General features: G+C 49.0%; 17 protein-coding genes. 6 read left to right on the top strand and 11 right to left on the bottom strand.

Annotated elements, in window-relative coordinates:
- Positions 1 to 13: 13 nt before the first annotated feature.
- Positions 14 to 691, bottom strand: coding sequence for a hypothetical protein (locus AC04MQ_RS02015; protein ID WP_475390824.1), 678 nt, complete (start codon positions 689 to 691; stop codon positions 14 to 16).
- Between the two features lie 121 nt (positions 692 to 812).
- Positions 813 to 1139, bottom strand: a complete 327-nt coding sequence (locus AC04MQ_RS02010) for a hypothetical protein (RefSeq protein WP_475390823.1) — start codon at positions 1137 to 1139, stop codon at positions 813 to 815.
- 95 nt (positions 1140 to 1234) lie between these two features.
- Between AC04MQ_RS02010 and AC04MQ_RS02005 the strand changes: the two genes are divergently transcribed.
- Entirely contained in the window at positions 1235 to 1999 is a 765-nt protein-coding gene (locus AC04MQ_RS02005) for a helix-turn-helix domain-containing protein (RefSeq protein WP_475390821.1), read from the top strand.
- Between the two features lie 15 nt (positions 2000 to 2014).
- Here AC04MQ_RS02005 and AC04MQ_RS02000 read toward each other — a convergent pair whose 3' ends face one another.
- Complete coding sequence (locus AC04MQ_RS02000) at positions 2015 to 2542, bottom strand: hypothetical protein (protein WP_417862753.1); 528 nt, start codon at positions 2540 to 2542, stop codon at positions 2015 to 2017.
- A gap of 149 nt (positions 2543 to 2691) precedes the next feature.
- The gene (locus AC04MQ_RS01995) at positions 2692 to 2934 is read right to left on the bottom strand and encodes an AbrB/MazE/SpoVT family DNA-binding domain-containing protein (RefSeq protein ID WP_417862751.1); all 243 of its coding nucleotides are present in this window, start codon (positions 2932 to 2934) and stop codon (positions 2692 to 2694) included.
- Between the two features lie 280 nt (positions 2935 to 3214).
- Here AC04MQ_RS01995 and AC04MQ_RS01990 point away from each other — a divergent pair, with 280 nt between their 5' ends.
- The gene (locus AC04MQ_RS01990) at positions 3215 to 3415 is read left to right on the top strand and encodes a hypothetical protein (RefSeq protein WP_416479645.1); all 201 of its coding nucleotides are present in this window, start codon (positions 3215 to 3217) and stop codon (positions 3413 to 3415) included.
- A 45-nt stretch (positions 3416 to 3460) separates the two neighbouring features.
- Here AC04MQ_RS01990 and AC04MQ_RS01985 read toward each other — a convergent pair whose 3' ends face one another.
- From AC04MQ_RS01985 to AC04MQ_RS01960, 6 genes are all read right to left on the bottom strand, one after another.
- A complete protein-coding gene (locus tag AC04MQ_RS01985; RefSeq protein ID WP_475390818.1) occupies positions 3461 to 3946 on the bottom strand; it encodes a methylated-DNA--[protein]-cysteine S-methyltransferase in 486 nt (161 codons plus the stop codon).
- Entirely contained in the window at positions 3943 to 5382 is a 1440-nt protein-coding gene (locus AC04MQ_RS01980; protein ID WP_475390816.1) for an AlkA N-terminal domain-containing protein, read from the bottom strand. The genes AC04MQ_RS01985 and AC04MQ_RS01980 overlap by 4 nt, the downstream gene beginning before the upstream one ends.
- Positions 5383 to 5535: 153 nt before the next feature.
- Positions 5536 to 6051 carry an outer membrane protein gene (locus tag AC04MQ_RS01975; protein WP_475390814.1) on the bottom strand — a complete coding sequence of 172 codons (516 nt, stop codon included), beginning with the start codon at positions 6049 to 6051 and terminating at the stop codon, positions 5536 to 5538.
- Between the two features lie 124 nt (positions 6052 to 6175).
- Entirely contained in the window at positions 6176 to 6409 is a 234-nt protein-coding gene (locus AC04MQ_RS01970) for a CsbD family protein (RefSeq protein ID WP_088566556.1), read from the bottom strand.
- Between the two features lie 194 nt (positions 6410 to 6603).
- The gene (locus tag AC04MQ_RS01965; protein ID WP_475390812.1) at positions 6604 to 8169 is read right to left on the bottom strand and encodes an exonuclease domain-containing protein; all 1566 of its coding nucleotides are present in this window, start codon (positions 8167 to 8169) and stop codon (positions 6604 to 6606) included.
- Entirely contained in the window at positions 8160 to 10544 is a 2385-nt protein-coding gene (locus AC04MQ_RS01960) for an ATP-dependent DNA helicase (RefSeq protein ID WP_475390810.1), read from the bottom strand. Before AC04MQ_RS01960 ends, AC04MQ_RS01965 begins: the two co-directional genes overlap by 10 nt.
- Positions 10545 to 10644: 100 nt before the next feature.
- Between AC04MQ_RS01960 and AC04MQ_RS01955 the strand changes: the two genes are divergently transcribed.
- Complete coding sequence (locus AC04MQ_RS01955; protein WP_475390809.1) at positions 10645 to 11586, top strand: hypothetical protein; 942 nt, start codon at positions 10645 to 10647, stop codon at positions 11584 to 11586.
- On the opposite strand, the gene AC04MQ_RS01950 is transcribed toward AC04MQ_RS01955, so the two are convergent.
- On the bottom strand, positions 11583 to 12338 hold the full coding sequence (locus AC04MQ_RS01950; protein ID WP_475390807.1) for a substrate-binding periplasmic protein: 756 nt from the start codon (positions 12336 to 12338) through the stop codon (positions 11583 to 11585). The two genes, AC04MQ_RS01955 and AC04MQ_RS01950, sit on opposite strands and share 4 nt — an antisense overlap.
- Before the next feature lie 51 nt (positions 12339 to 12389).
- Here AC04MQ_RS01950 and AC04MQ_RS01945 point away from each other — a divergent pair, with 51 nt between their 5' ends.
- Genes AC04MQ_RS01945 through AC04MQ_RS01935 form a run of 3 tightly spaced genes read left to right on the top strand, consistent with a single transcriptional unit; the run spans position 12390 to position 14795 of the window.
- Entirely contained in the window at positions 12390 to 12662 is a 273-nt protein-coding gene (locus tag AC04MQ_RS01945) for a peptidylprolyl isomerase (protein ID WP_417862734.1), read from the top strand.
- Between the two features lie 2 nt (positions 12663 to 12664).
- Positions 12665 to 13948 carry a Na+/H+ antiporter NhaC family protein gene (locus AC04MQ_RS01940; RefSeq protein ID WP_475390805.1) on the top strand — a complete coding sequence of 428 codons (1284 nt, stop codon included), beginning with the start codon at positions 12665 to 12667 and terminating at the stop codon, positions 13946 to 13948.
- A 43-nt stretch (positions 13949 to 13991) separates the two neighbouring features.
- Positions 13992 to 14795, top strand: a complete 804-nt coding sequence (locus AC04MQ_RS01935) for a DUF3187 family protein (RefSeq protein WP_475390803.1) — start codon at positions 13992 to 13994, stop codon at positions 14793 to 14795.

Here is a 14795-nt window from a genome sequence, read left to right as displayed (position 1 = left end):
CGCTCCTCGGTAGTTAGTGGGAGCCTTTGGCTTCTTTTGTTGGGGAGGCTTTGGTTGCACTGGCTTCTGTTGGTTTGGCTAGGTGCTTCTCTGCTTTCTTGCAGGCGGCGTAGTCTTTCAAGATTGTTTGCAGAGAGACTGCCGGTGATTTTTTGATGCCGGATTGGATACCCGGGAAGAGGGCGCCTAGTTTTTTCTCTACTTCGGGCATAAAGTCGTCGGCGCTTTTTCTGTTGTAGCTGATCTTGCTGGAAAGGTCGGCGCACTCTTCGATCTTTTTCAGATCGAATCCGTAAGAACCGGAATCTACTTTTTCAATCAGTTCATGACAGATTTCGTTGGTCTGCACATCACAGGCAGTTGTTTTGTTTTCGATTTGGAATCTGCATTCGGCCATTCCAAGCACGTCACCTTTTTCATCCAGCTTGGTGTGTTGCAGGTACACGCCGGTTTGATTTCTGTAAACCGTCGACACGTATTCATTTTTCAGTGACACGATCTTTTTGAATTCAGACTTTGTCTTCTTTTCGTAAATCTCGTTGCCCGAAGATTTCACAACGGACTTGTATCCTTGAGCGACCATTTCGTCGTGTGAAAGGCCGAAGCCAAAGTCTTTCACCTGATTTGAGTCAGCAAAAGAAAGTTGAGAAACGAAAATAGTGGCGATGCAGATTGAAGTTGTTCTTAGCATGACAAACTAATCGGCACATTCCCGGGGTGAATTGATACTCGACATTGATCCGGCAGGGTAGCGGCAGATCGTAGGGAATCTGCCGCTACTTTGCTTCTATCGGTATTGGTTCAAGTTGGGCTTAGCAACCCGGCATGCAGCCTTGGATGTTTTCACCCCAAGAGCAGCAAGCGGCAGCTTGGGTTTCAGCTCCATCGGTGTATTCGCCACAGTTCTGATTCTGGTTCTGGCCTGGGGTCAGGCTTTGAATGTATTGATTGTTGTACGTTTTTTTCGGTCTTCTGCCGCCATAGCATTCGGCGACGCACTCGTTGTGGTTGGTGTAGGCGTCGTCGATGCAGGCCTGATAACACCAGTAAGCCACGTTCTCTTTTGGTGGAAGGTAGCCTGCCAAAGCCGTTGCGCTGAATAGAACCATAAGGGCCGTGTGGGTAAGTACTTTGATCATTGATAACTCCTTGTTGGAATTAGAAATGTCAAAATTAGATACTTTTATCAAATATGTTTAAATTGGTATCCATTAGTGATACTAAACCCATGAATATGGATCAAATTAGCCAACACACCGATGCCAAAAAGCTGCTTAAAAGCCTTCAAGAGGTTTTAAAGTCCAAGAAGATCACCTATGCGGATCTCGCACTTCAGATGGAAGTGTCAGAGGTCACCGTCAAAAGGCTTTTCTCAACCCAGAACTGCAACCTGCAAACGGTCTTTAAGATTTGTGACCTTGTGGGGATTTCATTCTTTGATCTGGCGGCGCTCGCGAATCAGGACAAAGAAGTCGACTATGTTCTGTCGGAAGATCAGGAAAAGTTTTTTGCGGCGAATCCGGCCATGTTTGGAATTTTCAGAGCACTTCATCGCGGGGTCAGTCCCGACAAGCTGGCCGAAGTCTGGAAGCTTTCAAGCCAGAAGATGTTCAAGGTCCTTCGTAAGATCGAACAATTTGGATTGTTGGAAGTTCTTCCTGAAAATCAGGTTCGCATTAAGGCTGTTGGCAATATTCGCTTTCAACACAAAGGCCCTTTGGCTCGTGCAATTTTGCGCCCGCAGATTATGCAGTTTTTAGATCACGTCGATGTGGTTCTGAAGAACAAAGATGTGTGCATGCATTCGGCTGAAGTGGAATTATCCAAATCAAGCATCACCGAGCTGGTGGAAGAGATTCACGCCCTGGGGGCGAAGTATCGCGCCCGGGCTTTGCGCGACAAGAATCTTTTGTCAGCAGAACAGCTTCAGTCGGTGCGCTGGCTGTATGCGTTTGCACCGTTTGAAACCAACTGGCAGCAGTACGAACTTAAAGATTAGAAAAAGGTTACAGCTCTATCGTGACACGGTTTCAATAGGCTGCGGGTTCCAGATGACTTGTCCTTCGGAATTCAGGTCGTAGCCATAGCGGAACTTGAACGTGCCAGTTTGAATAAGGCGAGCTGGTGTGCACGGGCCCAGTGGCAAGTCGATCTCGTGACCCATGGTCAGGGTCACAACTTGGTCATTGGTTGTCAGACACGAAGAGGGGCTTCCGTCTTTGTAAGGAATCAGGACATGGGAGTTTCTGTTGGTGGATTTGCCTGTGCCATGCAGATAAGTACAGCCTGTATCTGTGGTTCCAGGCTTGAGGATATCAACACCCGAGGTGGTCAGAGCCCATCCCAAATCCTTGATCTTAAGATCTCGCGTTTGTTTTTGAATTTGTCTTTTTGTAGACTTCGGTTTCCAGCGCGTGCCTTCGCAAGTCCACTGTGTCCACTCTGTAAAGGTCAGTCCCTGCAGCCTATAGGTGCCACCGGGAATTTCACCAGCCAGAGAAAAAAGGGGCAACGAAACAATCAGTGCGACAATAAGCTTCATAAGAAATCCTCGCCGTTAAGTTCTTATGATCAGCTTAGTTGGAGTTGAATTGATGTCCAGATTAAAGCAACGCACAATGTGCATCTTCTTGGCCAGGGTCCTCGAAGAAGATCGAATAACCACAAATTCAAGGAAACTACAGGCGGAGTTTACAAGCTGACGCCGGGCTCTTTTTCTTTTTCGGTTTCAGCAGTCCACTCCAGCAAAGACAGTTCAGATGTTTTTGTCCAATCAACTTGTTTGCGGTTGATGATACGGATATTTACTTCGTCACCGTTCACAGTCCACAACAGGGTGTCTCCTTTGGCGATGCCCAAAGCCTGACGAACGCGCGCCGGGATTGTGGTTTGGTTTTTACGGGACGCTTTTGAAGTTGCACCTGATTTGCTCATTGATGTTCTCCGTCCCCTCATTTTAGGGGGCGGGGCTGGTGGTTGTCGCCAATAGTCTTGTTCCAAGCTTGCAAAACAATCCGTTGGTCCGTTTCTAAGACACCGGTTTGACCCCGAAAACGCGATTTTGAAAATAAAAAGGTCTTTATTTTGAAGTGCAACCTTATGGAACTGCGGGGGAATCCCGCCCTAAAAAAGAATTAATCCTGTTTTAATTGGGACTTAAGAACCTCTTGCTATTCTTGTTTTCAAGAACTCAGTAACCAAATGGAGGTTCACAATGAGATTCGCAGTTATCGCAATGTCTATGATCTTGTCCGGTTCATTTGCTTTCGCTGAAGGTATGCCAGCGGCCTCTTCCACCAACGAACATCAAGCCATCCAAAAAACGGTCGCGAAGGTAGAAAAGAAAGGCAAAAAGCACGGCAAGGAAAAAGACAAAAAAACTGAAGAGCAGGCAGAAGGAGCTGTAACTAAGTAAGCCCTCCCGTTGGTGTTCAAGGGGACCCTTCTGGGTCCTCTTGTTTTAGAACTGTTTTGATTCCAGTCTTAGCAAAGCTTCTTTGCGTTCCAAGCCCCCCGAGTATCCGCCCAGGCCCCCGCCTGCGGCAATCACTCGATGGCAGGGCACAATAATGCAAATCGGATTCTTTCCATTGGCGGTTCCCACAGCGCGAACCGCTTTTTCTTTCTTAATTCGGCGGGCGATGTCGGTGTAAGACACGGTTTTGCCATAAGGAATTTTTTTAAGTTGCCGCCAGACCGACTCTTGAAACTCAGTCCCGACAACATCCAGCGGGACATCGAAATCCTGGCGCTGGCCTTTAAAATATTCCGTAAGTTCGGTTTCGGTTTGCTTAAGAATCTTAACGGCACCGTCTTTCCCGGCAAGGGCAGAGGCCAGCGGAATCCCCGCGGTCTTTTCCCAATACAGGGACTGCAGGCCCTTTTCAGAGGCGACCATGTACAGATCCCCTAACGGTGAATTCATTTTCCACTGAAGCTGATTCATTTCTTTCTCCCGGTTTTCTTCAAGACTTGGGAATACTCCCGCCACAACAAGGCGGCGACATAGCCGCGCCACGGGCTGAAACTTTCAAACTTGGTCTTAGGGTGTTCAGCAATCGCACGAGCAATAATCAAATCTGTCGCGGGGAAGGCATCGGTGTGACGAAGTGCCTTCAGTGCCATGTAACTGGCTGTCCACGGGCCAATCCCAGGAATGCCAAGGATCTTTTCCACGAAACTATCCACATCCTGGGCCGGTTCCAGCGAAAGGTGGCCGTTGATCAGTGCCTTGGAAAGGGCCACCAGAGTCTCTTTGCGTCGGGTGGTGGTTTTTAAACTTGTCAGATCAGCTTTAATCACATGCGCAGGAGTTGGGAACAGGCGCACCGATTTTCCATCGCGCAGAAGCCCTGAGTCGCTGCCTGCAAGCTCGATCAAATCATTCACCAGTGCGCGACCCCGTTCAACACTCACGACCTGACCCAGAATGGCGGCGACAACCACTTCAAACGGATCCCAGGATGAAGGCAGACGGATGCCCGGATGTTTTTTAAGCAAGGCCTTCATGTCTTTGTCGGTTTCAAGCACGTTTGCGATAATCACCGGATCTGAATCCAGATCCAGCAGACTGCGCACGCGGGATATGATGGTGTGCAAGGCTGTTGTGTCGGGGAAGTCGATCTCTAGCTTTATGCACGACTCATCAGGCAGATCGCTCAAAGTGATCTGTCCCACTTTGCCGTTCACTTCAATAATTCTGTGCATGAGCCCTTCTTCAAACCACTCCAACTGTCCCACCGCGTGGGAACGGTAAAAGTGCAGCAGTCCGTTGAAATCAAAAGGGGGGCGGTAAGAAAGCCGGATGGTTAAAGTCGATTTGTCCTTCACAGGCTTTCGGCGGATCTCGGAGGGGCTTTTCTTAAAACGTTCTTTGAAGGCATCATTGAATCTGCGAATGGAGTTAAAGCCGGCCGCAAAGGCGACCTCGGTGACAGGCAACGCTGTCTCGGTGATCAGTTGTCGGGCCAAATTCAAACGGTTCTCAAAGGACAACTGTTTCGGCGTCTTTCCGACTTCTTCGATGAAAAGTCTGCGCAGGTGACGAGCGCTCACGCCAAACAATTCCGCAAATTGATCTTCGTTGAATTCCAGGGTTTCAATTTTATCGATCATCTTGATCGCACGGCGGACTAAGGCTGATTTCCCAATCCAGGCCGGTGACTGTGGGGCACTTTCTGGTCGGCAGCGCAAGCAAGGACGATAGCCGGCCTGTTCGGCTGCCAGATGATTGGAAAAGAATTCGACATTTTCACGTTTGGGTTTGGCAGGACAAATCGGACGACAATAGATGCCCGTGGTTTTGACTCCGACAAAAAACTTGCCGTCAAAACGCGGATCCCGGGCCAGCATGGCATTGTAAAAAACGTCGTCCTTTTTCATGACGCCAGTATAGCGTGGTTTTACGTCTGACTATAGCCATTTTCGGACATGTTCGGTTGAGGTGCTCCTAAAACGAAAAGGGCTCTGGGTCGTGGCCCCAGAGCCCTTTCAAGTCGAGTTTTGGCAATCAATAAATCAGGTTCAAGTCATCAACTAAAAGTTGTATGAAAGCACGGCATTCGCAAAGCTATAGTGGTCTGCGGTTTTGTCGCTGAACCAGTTATAGATCGTCAGGTACTCGAAACCCACACCCCAATTTGGATTGATGGTGTAGGTCGCTCCAATATTCAAAGTCGGCCCAAACAGGGTTTCGTCGTCTCCGGATGTTTGGATCTGATCCATGTTGGTCAACGCCACCCCTGGAGAGATGTAAAGATCCAGATCATTCTGGTCATACAGGTGAGACGCCACAAAGGCGCCCAGGGTGGTGCTTTCGGGTTTGTTCGCATCCGAGTTTTTCGTGGAGTGCATGAGCATGGCGCCCAACCCGAAAGTGCCAGTACGGCGCTCGTACTCAACGCCAAAGTTTACCGCGGCTTGAGTGGAGCCCAACATGAGCTTTACGTTATTTGTTCCATTTTTTATATCTTCAGCAGTCTGGGCCTGCGCCAGAGTGGAAATACCTGTGGCGATCAATAGACCGGTGAATAGAATCATCAGATGTTTCATGGTGCTTCTCCTTGTTGTGATTTCTGATTTTGAGTTTACGGGAGAGGAGTCGGGGCCCCTCTGAAAGAATGCAGGAAACAGAGGGACCCCTAGGATGCGTCATGGAGGTGACACAAGCCGTTTGTTAAGAAACTTTGTGGAAACGAGTCGGTGGATGCTCGTATTTTTTAAGCAGCGAAGTCAGTTTTTCTTTTACTTCTACTTCATGCAGTTCGCATTTCTGCTGAACCAAACCATAGATGGCTTTGATGCTTCCGCGTGTGCTTTCGATTTCTTCAGCAGTCAGTTCATTCCAAGCTGCACGCAGCTCAGCTTTCAAACTCTTCCAATTTTCTTTTGAGATTTGTTTGTTCATCATTCTTCAACCCCTTGGTTTCTGTTGAATGACTAATGCAGGATCGGCTCCAACTGCGAGCACAGCTTAATTTCGTTCTGAGCGAAATGGCGGTAAATTTCGGGGCAAAAGTCCCCTTTTGTGAGGAGAAATTCCGACCTATTTATAGCTCGTCTTTGAAATCATGTCCTATTTTGCAACAGAATCGGACTCGAAGTTCAATATTTCCGCTGGACTGACACTTGGCCATTTTTGCTGCGCACGCGTTCAAGTTCGGTCAGCAGAACGGCCATGCGGTCGTAGGTGTCCACCGAATGCCCGCTCCAGGTGCTGCGTGTTTGGGGTGTGGGCTCTGGGGTGGGGTGTCCGCCACGCAAATGCAGTTGGAATTTTTTGCCTTTGGCGCTGAGGGAATATTCAATGTCGCAGTTTAAAAGTTTAGTCATGCGACGGGCGCGCAGGTAAGCGTGCGCCGCACGTTTAAAGTGACGTTCAAATTTGTCGGCAATGTCTTCGGCGGTCAGTTCGATTTCGATTTCTTCGCCGGTTTCGTCATCGCAGTCCGCAGCTTCGGCCTCGATTTCGGCTTCATCGAGTTCTTCTTCGTCCGGAGCATTTTTCACAAAGATCAAACCTTGCGCAAAAATAGACCTTAAGGACTTAAACACATCCGGGCTTTTTCCCAGACGCTCGCAGAAAAGAGCAAAACCGGATTTCAGAAGTTCTGCATCCAAAGGTTCAAAGAACATTTCGGGATTAAATGTCTGGTCTTCCGATTTCAGGGATTCATTCAGCTTCAGAATCGAATCAAAGACCAAAGCATTCGAGAAAGGCCCGATGCTGTGTTCGTCATCTTGTTCCGGACTCATTGATGTAAAGTCACGGCTAAAGAACACCAAGCCGCGTTCTCCGGCTTTCAAGCTGATGTTATAGCGAGGATTGTATTTTTTGATTTCGTCGGTTTCAAGCAAAGCGGATTCCAGCGGCGTCCGGCATTCTGTCACGATCAGGTCATAGGCTTGGGTCAGCATCTCAAGCTTGAAAGAGTCACGGCCCTTTTGCCCTCGGAAATAACTATTCACCCGATCATGCAGGGACGTGGCTTTGCCGACGTATAGGATTTCACCCCATTGCGAGACATAGCGATAAACACCCGGCACCTTGGGCAAATTCAGGCGTTTTTCCTTGGCCATTGGATACTCATACTTGGTGCGCTTCTTGGGGATCTCGGTGGTTAGCCAGGTCTGCATATCCACGAAGGTCAATATTCCTTTGCCTTCCAGTTCTTTCACCAAGTGCTGCCAGATTATTCTCGTGGCTTCAACGTGGCTTGCACCGCGCTTGAATTCACCCGAAGCATGGCCGAAATATCCGGCCAGCCCCTTAATCCCCCGCGCCGGCAGGTTGGGGAAAAGTCTTTTGGCAATTTCATGAGTGCAAATGATTGGAAACTCGGGGCGCTGCAAAGATTCAAAAGCGGCCTTCAGAAAAGGTTTTTCAAACTGGGCAAAGTGAATGACTGCCGTACGATCTTGAATATCCACATACAGACGCTCAAAGATTTCAGGCAGCGGCGTCGCACTTTCAAGTTCTTCAGCGGCAATTCCTGTCAGGGACAAAATGCGACGGGGCACCGGGCGGTCTTCGGCTTGTGCCGAAAGCAAGCTGTGAACTTCGTCTTTGTCGGACAATGACCAAGCCACTTCCAGAATATCAGCAGCGCCGGGTTTGGCGCCTGTGGTTTGTAGGTCTAAAAAGAAAACAGGAAGATCTTTTAAGAGCATGGCACTTCGCTGTTTTTCCAGAAGGTTTCAATATCAGCCAGAATTTTTTGCGATACCAGTTCGCGCGGACTTTCCTTGAACGAGCCCTGCGGCATGGCTTCAGCATAAACCGGATTCAGGAAGCGGCTGTCCATCAGGATGATCACACCCTTGTCGGTTTCAGATCGGATCACCCGGCCTGCCGATTGAATGGCTTTGGCCATGGCCGGATACACATAGGTGTAGTTAAAACCGTTTTCTTTGCCATAGCGGCCGTCAAAGTAAGTGCGAATCTGTTCACGCTCAAAATCAAAGCTGGGTAACGCCGGTCCAATGACAAAGGCCCCGATCAGCATGTCGCCCGGGAAATCAACGCCCTCAGAGAATACACCGCCTTGAACACCCAAAAGTAAAATCGGCTCGTTGGCGGCTTTCAGTTCTTCCAGATAAATCTGGACATCCAGTTGTTTCATGTCGCGCTCTTGGCGAAGCACACGCAGATGTGGCACTTGAAGCTGTTTTTCCACTTGCGCCAGAAACTCAAAACTTGGGAACAGGGCAATGTAATTGCCTGCTTTCACGCGGGTGACCCGGGAAATAACTTCGGCCACTTTGCCCGAGCTGACCACGCGGTCGCTGAGTTTGGTGGAAATCTGCGGGATGATCATCAACTGACGGTTCTCGGGTTTAAAAGGCGACTGGAATTCCAAAGTCTTGGATTTTTCCAGATCAAACCCCAAAAGCTCCTGATAGTAGGTGAAGGGCTTCAGGGTGGCAGAAAATGCCACGACATTCTTGAACTGCTTATAGGCAATTTTCAGTTGCTCCGAGGCATCACAGCAGGTGACCTTCAGCATTTCCGTGAAGCGGCTGTTTTGATAAGTCGTGAAAAACTCCGGACCGCTGTATTCAAGGGCCGCGATAAAGTCACTCCACAGATTCATCAGGCGCAGCATCGGATCTCGGGTGATGATCTCGGTTTCGCTTTCAAGGTATTCCGTGGTCAGGGCGCGAATCGAGCGCTCATGATCCAGGAAAGGTTCAATATCAATGTCGACCTTACGGGAACCGCCGTCTTCGCCGTATTCCTGAATAAGGGATTTGGCTTTGCGGATCAGGGACCCGGCTTGCAAGGAAAATGTCGGTGGCAGTTTGGTGAAGTCGCCTTCCAGAATGTCCAGCTCCTGCACACTCAAAGATGGAGAAAAATAATCCTGCGCCCGGCTGGGCAGATTGTGAGCTTCATCGATCACCAGATTCGGCTTTTCGCCGGCTTCCAGTAACGGTTCCGAAAGACGACCCAGCAGGCTGCGCGGGGCGAAGGCATAGTTGTAATCACCAATGACAACATCAGCGCGCTCGATGGCTTCGACGGAAAGTTCAAACGGGCAGACTTCGAATTCTTTACCCATTTCGACAAGTTTTTCCTGAGTCAGTGTGCGCTTTTTGGAAAGTTTGTTCACCAGATCATGCTCGGCAAGTTTGGTGTAGTATTCGCGCGCAAATTCACAATAACCAGGATTGCACAGGGTTTCAGCCTTAAGGCACATTTTACTTTTTGCTGTCAGGGTCAAAGAACGGATCTTGCTGCCTTGTTCCTGCAGCTTTTCCACCGCTTCTTCTGCGACAATATGCTGCGAGTTCTTCGGAGTCACATAAACGGTTTTTTGCCCGCGCGACAAAGAGTCCTTCAAATTGGGATAAAGCACGCCCACGGTTTTTCCAAGACCCGTCGGGGCCTGCACCAGCAAGGGGTGTTCATCGGCCACCTGGGCTTCAATACCTTCAATCAGCTCGCGCTGACCGGGACGCGGGGTCGCAAACGGGAAAGACATTTCTTCCGCCATTTTCTGACGGGCTTTGAAAAGCTTTTCTTTCACCTTGGTTTCTTCAACCAGTTCATCCAGACGCAAAGCCAGCCACAGTTCGTAGTGGGCGATGTCCAGTTCCACACGCAGATCCATGGACTTAAAATTGCGTGAAGAAACCAGATGCAGATTCAAAAACGGAATGCGCCCGGTTTCCTTGTAGTGGAAGTATCCATAGGTGCGCAGCTGCCAGATGTAAGGATGATTGTCATCAGCACGAAGTTTGCGCCAAAGTTCTTCGACATCAAACGCAGTTTTGATTTCTTCGATCTGCACTGGGTTTTCAGTGATGCCGTCGGCACGTCCGGAAATATGGAATTCATAAGGCCCGGCTTCAAAGACCCAGCTCATTTTCTTTTCCGGAGTATAATCATCGAATTCGCGCTGACGGCGGCGCTGGATGGCCATATGGATTTCCTGCCCGCTCATTGGAGGCGCGCCATAGCCGGAATGCAGCTCGATGCTTCCGCGTCGAGGGCAGGGCAGGGCAAATTGTCGGACATCCAGGGATACTTTTCTCACCCTCATAAATAATCATAATCGGGGCGTAATAGCGACCCATGGCGATCCACGTTAAGTGGCTGATTCCTGTAATGACAATCGTGAGTGGGCCCCTTAACCTGATTCTATGAGGTTGTTTTCGGTTCTTTTTTGTTTATTTCTAGCTAATCCGGTTTATGCCGAAGAACCTCAAAATCCGCCCGCAGAGCCTGTTCCCAAGCCCGGCGTCGTTCAGGAATCCATGGCCGTGGGAAGGGTTTATCTTGAGGACACTCGAGCAAGTTTGTCCAATCGAGTGATCCGTCTTTCTGAAAGCGTTGATGCCCTGTTTGGAAATACCAGAGCCGACGATGCCCGCAACACCAGCACATTGCGTGTGTCGCAGACGTACTATGTCCGTGACGGCGACCTGGGCTCCGAGGATCTATCAACATCTTTGAATCTTTATCTGCCGAATTTTCAGAAATGGGAAAAAAGCATCCGTGACAAATACTTTTCGCGTAAAAACACCGACGAGGAAAGCGGTCTTGAAACCGAGGAACAGGCTCAGCGTTACTGGGATCTGAACACCGAGGCGGGGTTGGTTGTGACCATTCCGGTGAATTACTTTGTGAAGCTTCGTCTGCGCCGGAACTTCTTGCTGGGAATTTTTGAAAATTCATTCTATCAGGAATTCCGCTGGTCCAAAAAAGACGAATGGGAAGAAACAACGTCTTTGACCACGGATTATGCTTTCAATCGTGAATTACTGTTCCGATTTATCAACGAAGCCAACTGGGCGATGACCAACGAACGATTTGGAACTCACCATGGGCCGTCGTTGATTCAAACCTTCACGGCAGATTCGGCCTTGTCCTATGACTTCCGCTTTAACACGAAAATGGAAGGCTATTCTCTATACGGAGACAGTCTGGTGTTGTCATCAACCTACACGCAAAGAACCAGCATCGACTGGATTTATCTTAAGACCACGCCCGAAATCGCCTGGGCCCGCAAAGATGACTTTGCACCGGTTATGACGCTTTATTTGAAAGTGGACTTGATCTTTGGGGACGAGGGCAAAGATTAAAGCCTGTGCTCGCCGATACCTTTGCTTTTCAGCAAGGCAGGCCAGGAGCCATCGTTCAGAACCATATCAATCAGTCGGTTCATCTCGCCGGCAGTAATTGGACTTCTTTCTTTACTGAGCAGAACACCCAGTTCGTAAAGCTGATCGGGTTTCTTGGAAACCAGGATCTTGTCGCGATCATCGGGATGTTTGCTGAGGTAAATATCCAGATATTCTTTGGCAATGACGGCGATATCGGCCCGTTTCATCACGACCGAGCGGATGTTTCCGTCCGGAGTGTTGGTGAATTCAACATTGAATCCCTTTAAGGCTTTGTTGCTGGTGGACAGCCCCAGGAATCCATAGTGGTAACCCTGCATGCCCTTGATGGTTTTACCTTTTAGTTCAGAGAAGAAGCTTTGATCTTTGGCGCGTTCCTTATTGGCGACAAAGACCTCGGCACCAAAGCGGAAGATTTTGCTGGTGTCGACTTGTTCATTGCCCCAACCCCAGGATTTGCTTTCAAATGCAATGATTTGATATCGCCCGGATTTCATATCGTGGTATCTTCGGGTGGAGGTCGTTGGCACAAAGGTGAACTTATATTTGCTCTGCTTTTTGTTTAGTAATGCAATAAAATCCAGCGTCAGGCCTTCGTAGCGGCCGCTGGAGTTGATCACATAGGGTGGGAATTCATAACCACCGACATGGACTTCCACAGGTTTTGCCCATGCGGAAAAACTGAAAAGAAGCAGAAATAAAGTGAACTTCACATTTACGACCTTAAGGAACCTTTGAGTGATCGTCAAATTAAAAGGGGCAGTATGAAAATCAGAGCCAGCCATATTTTGGTAAAACATCAATATGAAGCCGAAGATATTCTGCGCGCACTGAAAAGTGGAAAGACTTTTGAAGAGCTTGCGCAAAGATATTCCCAATGTCCTTCGGCGCGTGCGGGCGGGGATCTCGGAGTTTTCGCCGAAGGTCGCATGGACGAAGTATTCGAAGAAGCGGCCTTTGCTCTCAAGTTGAATGAAACAACTCCGCAACCGGTGCGCACGCGCTTTGGTTATCATATCATTCGACGAACGGAGTAGGCATGAGACCCTTTCTTCCTTTGCTGACTTTCGTTGCGGTTTTTCTGGGGAGTGGATTTTACTATCTGTGGCAGGGTGTGGATTTCGCTTTTTATCAATTACCGTCGCCGGTGGCGACGCTGCCGGCTGTGATACTGGCCTTTATTCTGATGAAGGGTGCCTTTGACCGGAAGTTGACCACTTTTATGCAAGGCCTGGGTGACTTTAATGTTCTTTCCATGTGCATGATCTACTTGCTGGCCGGAGCATTTGGTGCCGTCGTGAAAGCGATTGGTGGTGTGGATGCCACGATTTACTGGGGACTGAAGGTGATTCCGGAAAGTCTGATGGTGCCGGGTTTCTTTTTTTTGGCGGCATTAATTTCTACCGCAATTGGAACCTCGATGGGAACGATCTCGGCTCTGGGGCCGATTGCTTTGGGTTTGGCGACGGCCGGTGGGGTGGATAAGGCGGCTATTTTCGGAGTTCTGGTTGGTGGTGCGATGTTTGGAGATAATCTTTCATTTATCTCTGATACCACCATTGCGGCGACACGTTCGCAGGGGGCTTCGATGAGGGACAAGTTCCGTGTGAACTTTGCGATTAGTTTGCCCGCGGGCCTTATCACTTTGATTCTTTTGTACTTCACCGTGAAGTCCGGAGTGGCGGTGCCTGTGAATCCGGGAGATCTCTATAAAGCGTTGCCGTATATTGTGGTTTTGATTCTGGCTTTGTTGGGAATGAATGTGTTTTTGGTCTTGATCCTGGGGATCGGTCTGGCTGCAATGCTGGGCCTGTTCTTTGCCGACTATACCATCTTGCGCTTGGGTCAGGATATCTATTCAGGGTTTAAAGAAATGCAGGAGATCTTTCTGCTGTCGATGATCATGGGTGGTCTGGGTCAGATGATGAAAGAGCAAGGTGGTCTCGGCACCTTGAAGAAGGCGCTGGAGCATCTGCGTTTTCGGAGCAGAAAATGGGAGAGGCTTTGGTCTGAGTTCAGCATCGCTCTGTCGGTGTCGGTCGCAAATTTTGCTGTGGCAAATAACACAGTAGCAATTGTCATCACTGGCGATCTGGCCCGTGAAGTGGCAAGGGCAGAAGGTGTTCCCCCGGCGCGCAGTGCAAGCATTCTGGACATTTTTTCGTGCGTGGTTCAAGGGGTGATTCCCTATGGAGCACAGATCCTTCTTGCCAGCCAAATGGCGAAAATTTCCCCGCTGGAGCTGGCGGGAAGTGTGCACTATTGTTATCTCCTTCTTTTATTGACGATAGTCTCGATGGTCTGGAGAACCTTGCGTTGCTAGGATAATTCCGAAAGAATGTCATAAATATCCGGAGGCAAATTGCATGACGTTCTTTAGAAATATCACCATTGCGAGTGTTTTGTTGTCTGTATGTACGGCGACATCCGCTGAAGTTGTTAAAGACAACTCCTTTTTGATCGAAGAAGCTTACAATCAGGAAGCCGGAGTCGTTCAATTTATCCAGGCTTACCAGTACATGGACCCAGCTCATGACTGGACCTATAGCTTTACAAACGAAATTCCTATCACGGATGAAACCCATCAATTTTCCTATGTGATCCCGGTTTTGAAACTGAACGGGGTGGAAGAGGAAACGAATGTGGGTGATGTTCTTTTGAACTATCGCTATCAACTGCTCAATACGGATCTTGTGGCGATTGCACCGCGCCTTACGCTGATTGTTCCAACCGGAGACTACAAAAAAGGCTTTGGCAATGGAGTGGCGGGCTTTCAGTTCAATCAGGCCGTGTCTTTGACTTTGAATGAAAAATGGACCAATCACTGGAATGCCGGCTTTACTTACACTCCCGATGCAAAAAATGCCGTTGGTGATACGGCATCCATCTTTGGTTTCAATTTTGGAACCAGCGTGGTTTACAACGTGACTCCAAAGACGAACCTGTTGTGTGAGTTTGCATTCAACAATACGGAAACGGTCGAGGGGCAGGACACCAAGGGCAGTGAGTCCACATATTATGTTGTTCCTGGTATCCGCACCGCGTTTGATGTGGGTCAGGAAACCGAAGTGGTTCCTGGTATCGGAGCATTGCTGGGGTTGGGCCCTTCCGCGGTCGAGCACGAGCGCGGTGTGTTCGTCTATCTTTCTATCGAATCCAAGCTTTGGTAA

The organism is Bdellovibrio sp. MYbb2 (assembly GCF_056175685.1).
The sequence above is the reverse complement of the archived record's forward strand: the minus strand, read 5'-3'. Positions and strand labels throughout refer to the sequence as shown.

Coding starts and splice junctions, on each gene's coding strand:
- AC04MQ_RS02015 (WP_475390824.1), bottom strand. CDS start 691: ATGCTAAGAACAACTTCAATCTGCATCGCCACTATTTTCGTTTCTCAA.
- AC04MQ_RS02010 (WP_475390823.1), bottom strand. CDS start 1,139: ATGATCAAAGTACTTACCCACACGGCCCTTATGGTTCTATTCAGCGCA.
- AC04MQ_RS02005 (WP_475390821.1), top strand. CDS start 1,235: ATGGATCAAATTAGCCAACACACCGATGCCAAAAAGCTGCTTAAAAGC.
- AC04MQ_RS02000 (WP_417862753.1), bottom strand. CDS start 2,542: ATGAAGCTTATTGTCGCACTGATTGTTTCGTTGCCCCTTTTTTCTCTG.
- AC04MQ_RS01995 (WP_417862751.1), bottom strand. CDS start 2,934: ATGAGCAAATCAGGTGCAACTTCAAAAGCGTCCCGTAAAAACCAAACC.
- AC04MQ_RS01990 (WP_416479645.1), top strand. CDS start 3,215: ATGAGATTCGCAGTTATCGCAATGTCTATGATCTTGTCCGGTTCATTT.
- AC04MQ_RS01985 (WP_475390818.1), bottom strand. CDS start 3,946: ATGAATCAGCTTCAGTGGAAAATGAATTCACCGTTAGGGGATCTGTAC.
- AC04MQ_RS01980 (WP_475390816.1), bottom strand. CDS start 5,382: ATGAAAAAGGACGACGTTTTTTACAATGCCATGCTGGCCCGGGATCCG.
- AC04MQ_RS01975 (WP_475390814.1), bottom strand. CDS start 6,051: ATGAAACATCTGATGATTCTATTCACCGGTCTATTGATCGCCACAGGT.
- AC04MQ_RS01970 (WP_088566556.1), bottom strand. CDS start 6,409: ATGATGAACAAACAAATCTCAAAAGAAAATTGGAAGAGTTTGAAAGCT.
- AC04MQ_RS01965 (WP_475390812.1), bottom strand. CDS start 8,169: ATGCTCTTAAAAGATCTTCCTGTTTTCTTTTTAGACCTACAAACCACA.
- AC04MQ_RS01960 (WP_475390810.1), bottom strand. CDS start 10,544: ATGAGGGTGAGAAAAGTATCCCTGGATGTCCGACAATTTGCCCTGCCC.
- AC04MQ_RS01955 (WP_475390809.1), top strand. CDS start 10,645: ATGAGGTTGTTTTCGGTTCTTTTTTGTTTATTTCTAGCTAATCCGGTT.
- AC04MQ_RS01945 (WP_417862734.1), top strand. CDS start 12,390: ATGAAAATCAGAGCCAGCCATATTTTGGTAAAACATCAATATGAAGCC.
- AC04MQ_RS01940 (WP_475390805.1), top strand. CDS start 12,665: ATGAGACCCTTTCTTCCTTTGCTGACTTTCGTTGCGGTTTTTCTGGGG.
- AC04MQ_RS01935 (WP_475390803.1), top strand. CDS start 13,992: ATGACGTTCTTTAGAAATATCACCATTGCGAGTGTTTTGTTGTCTGTA.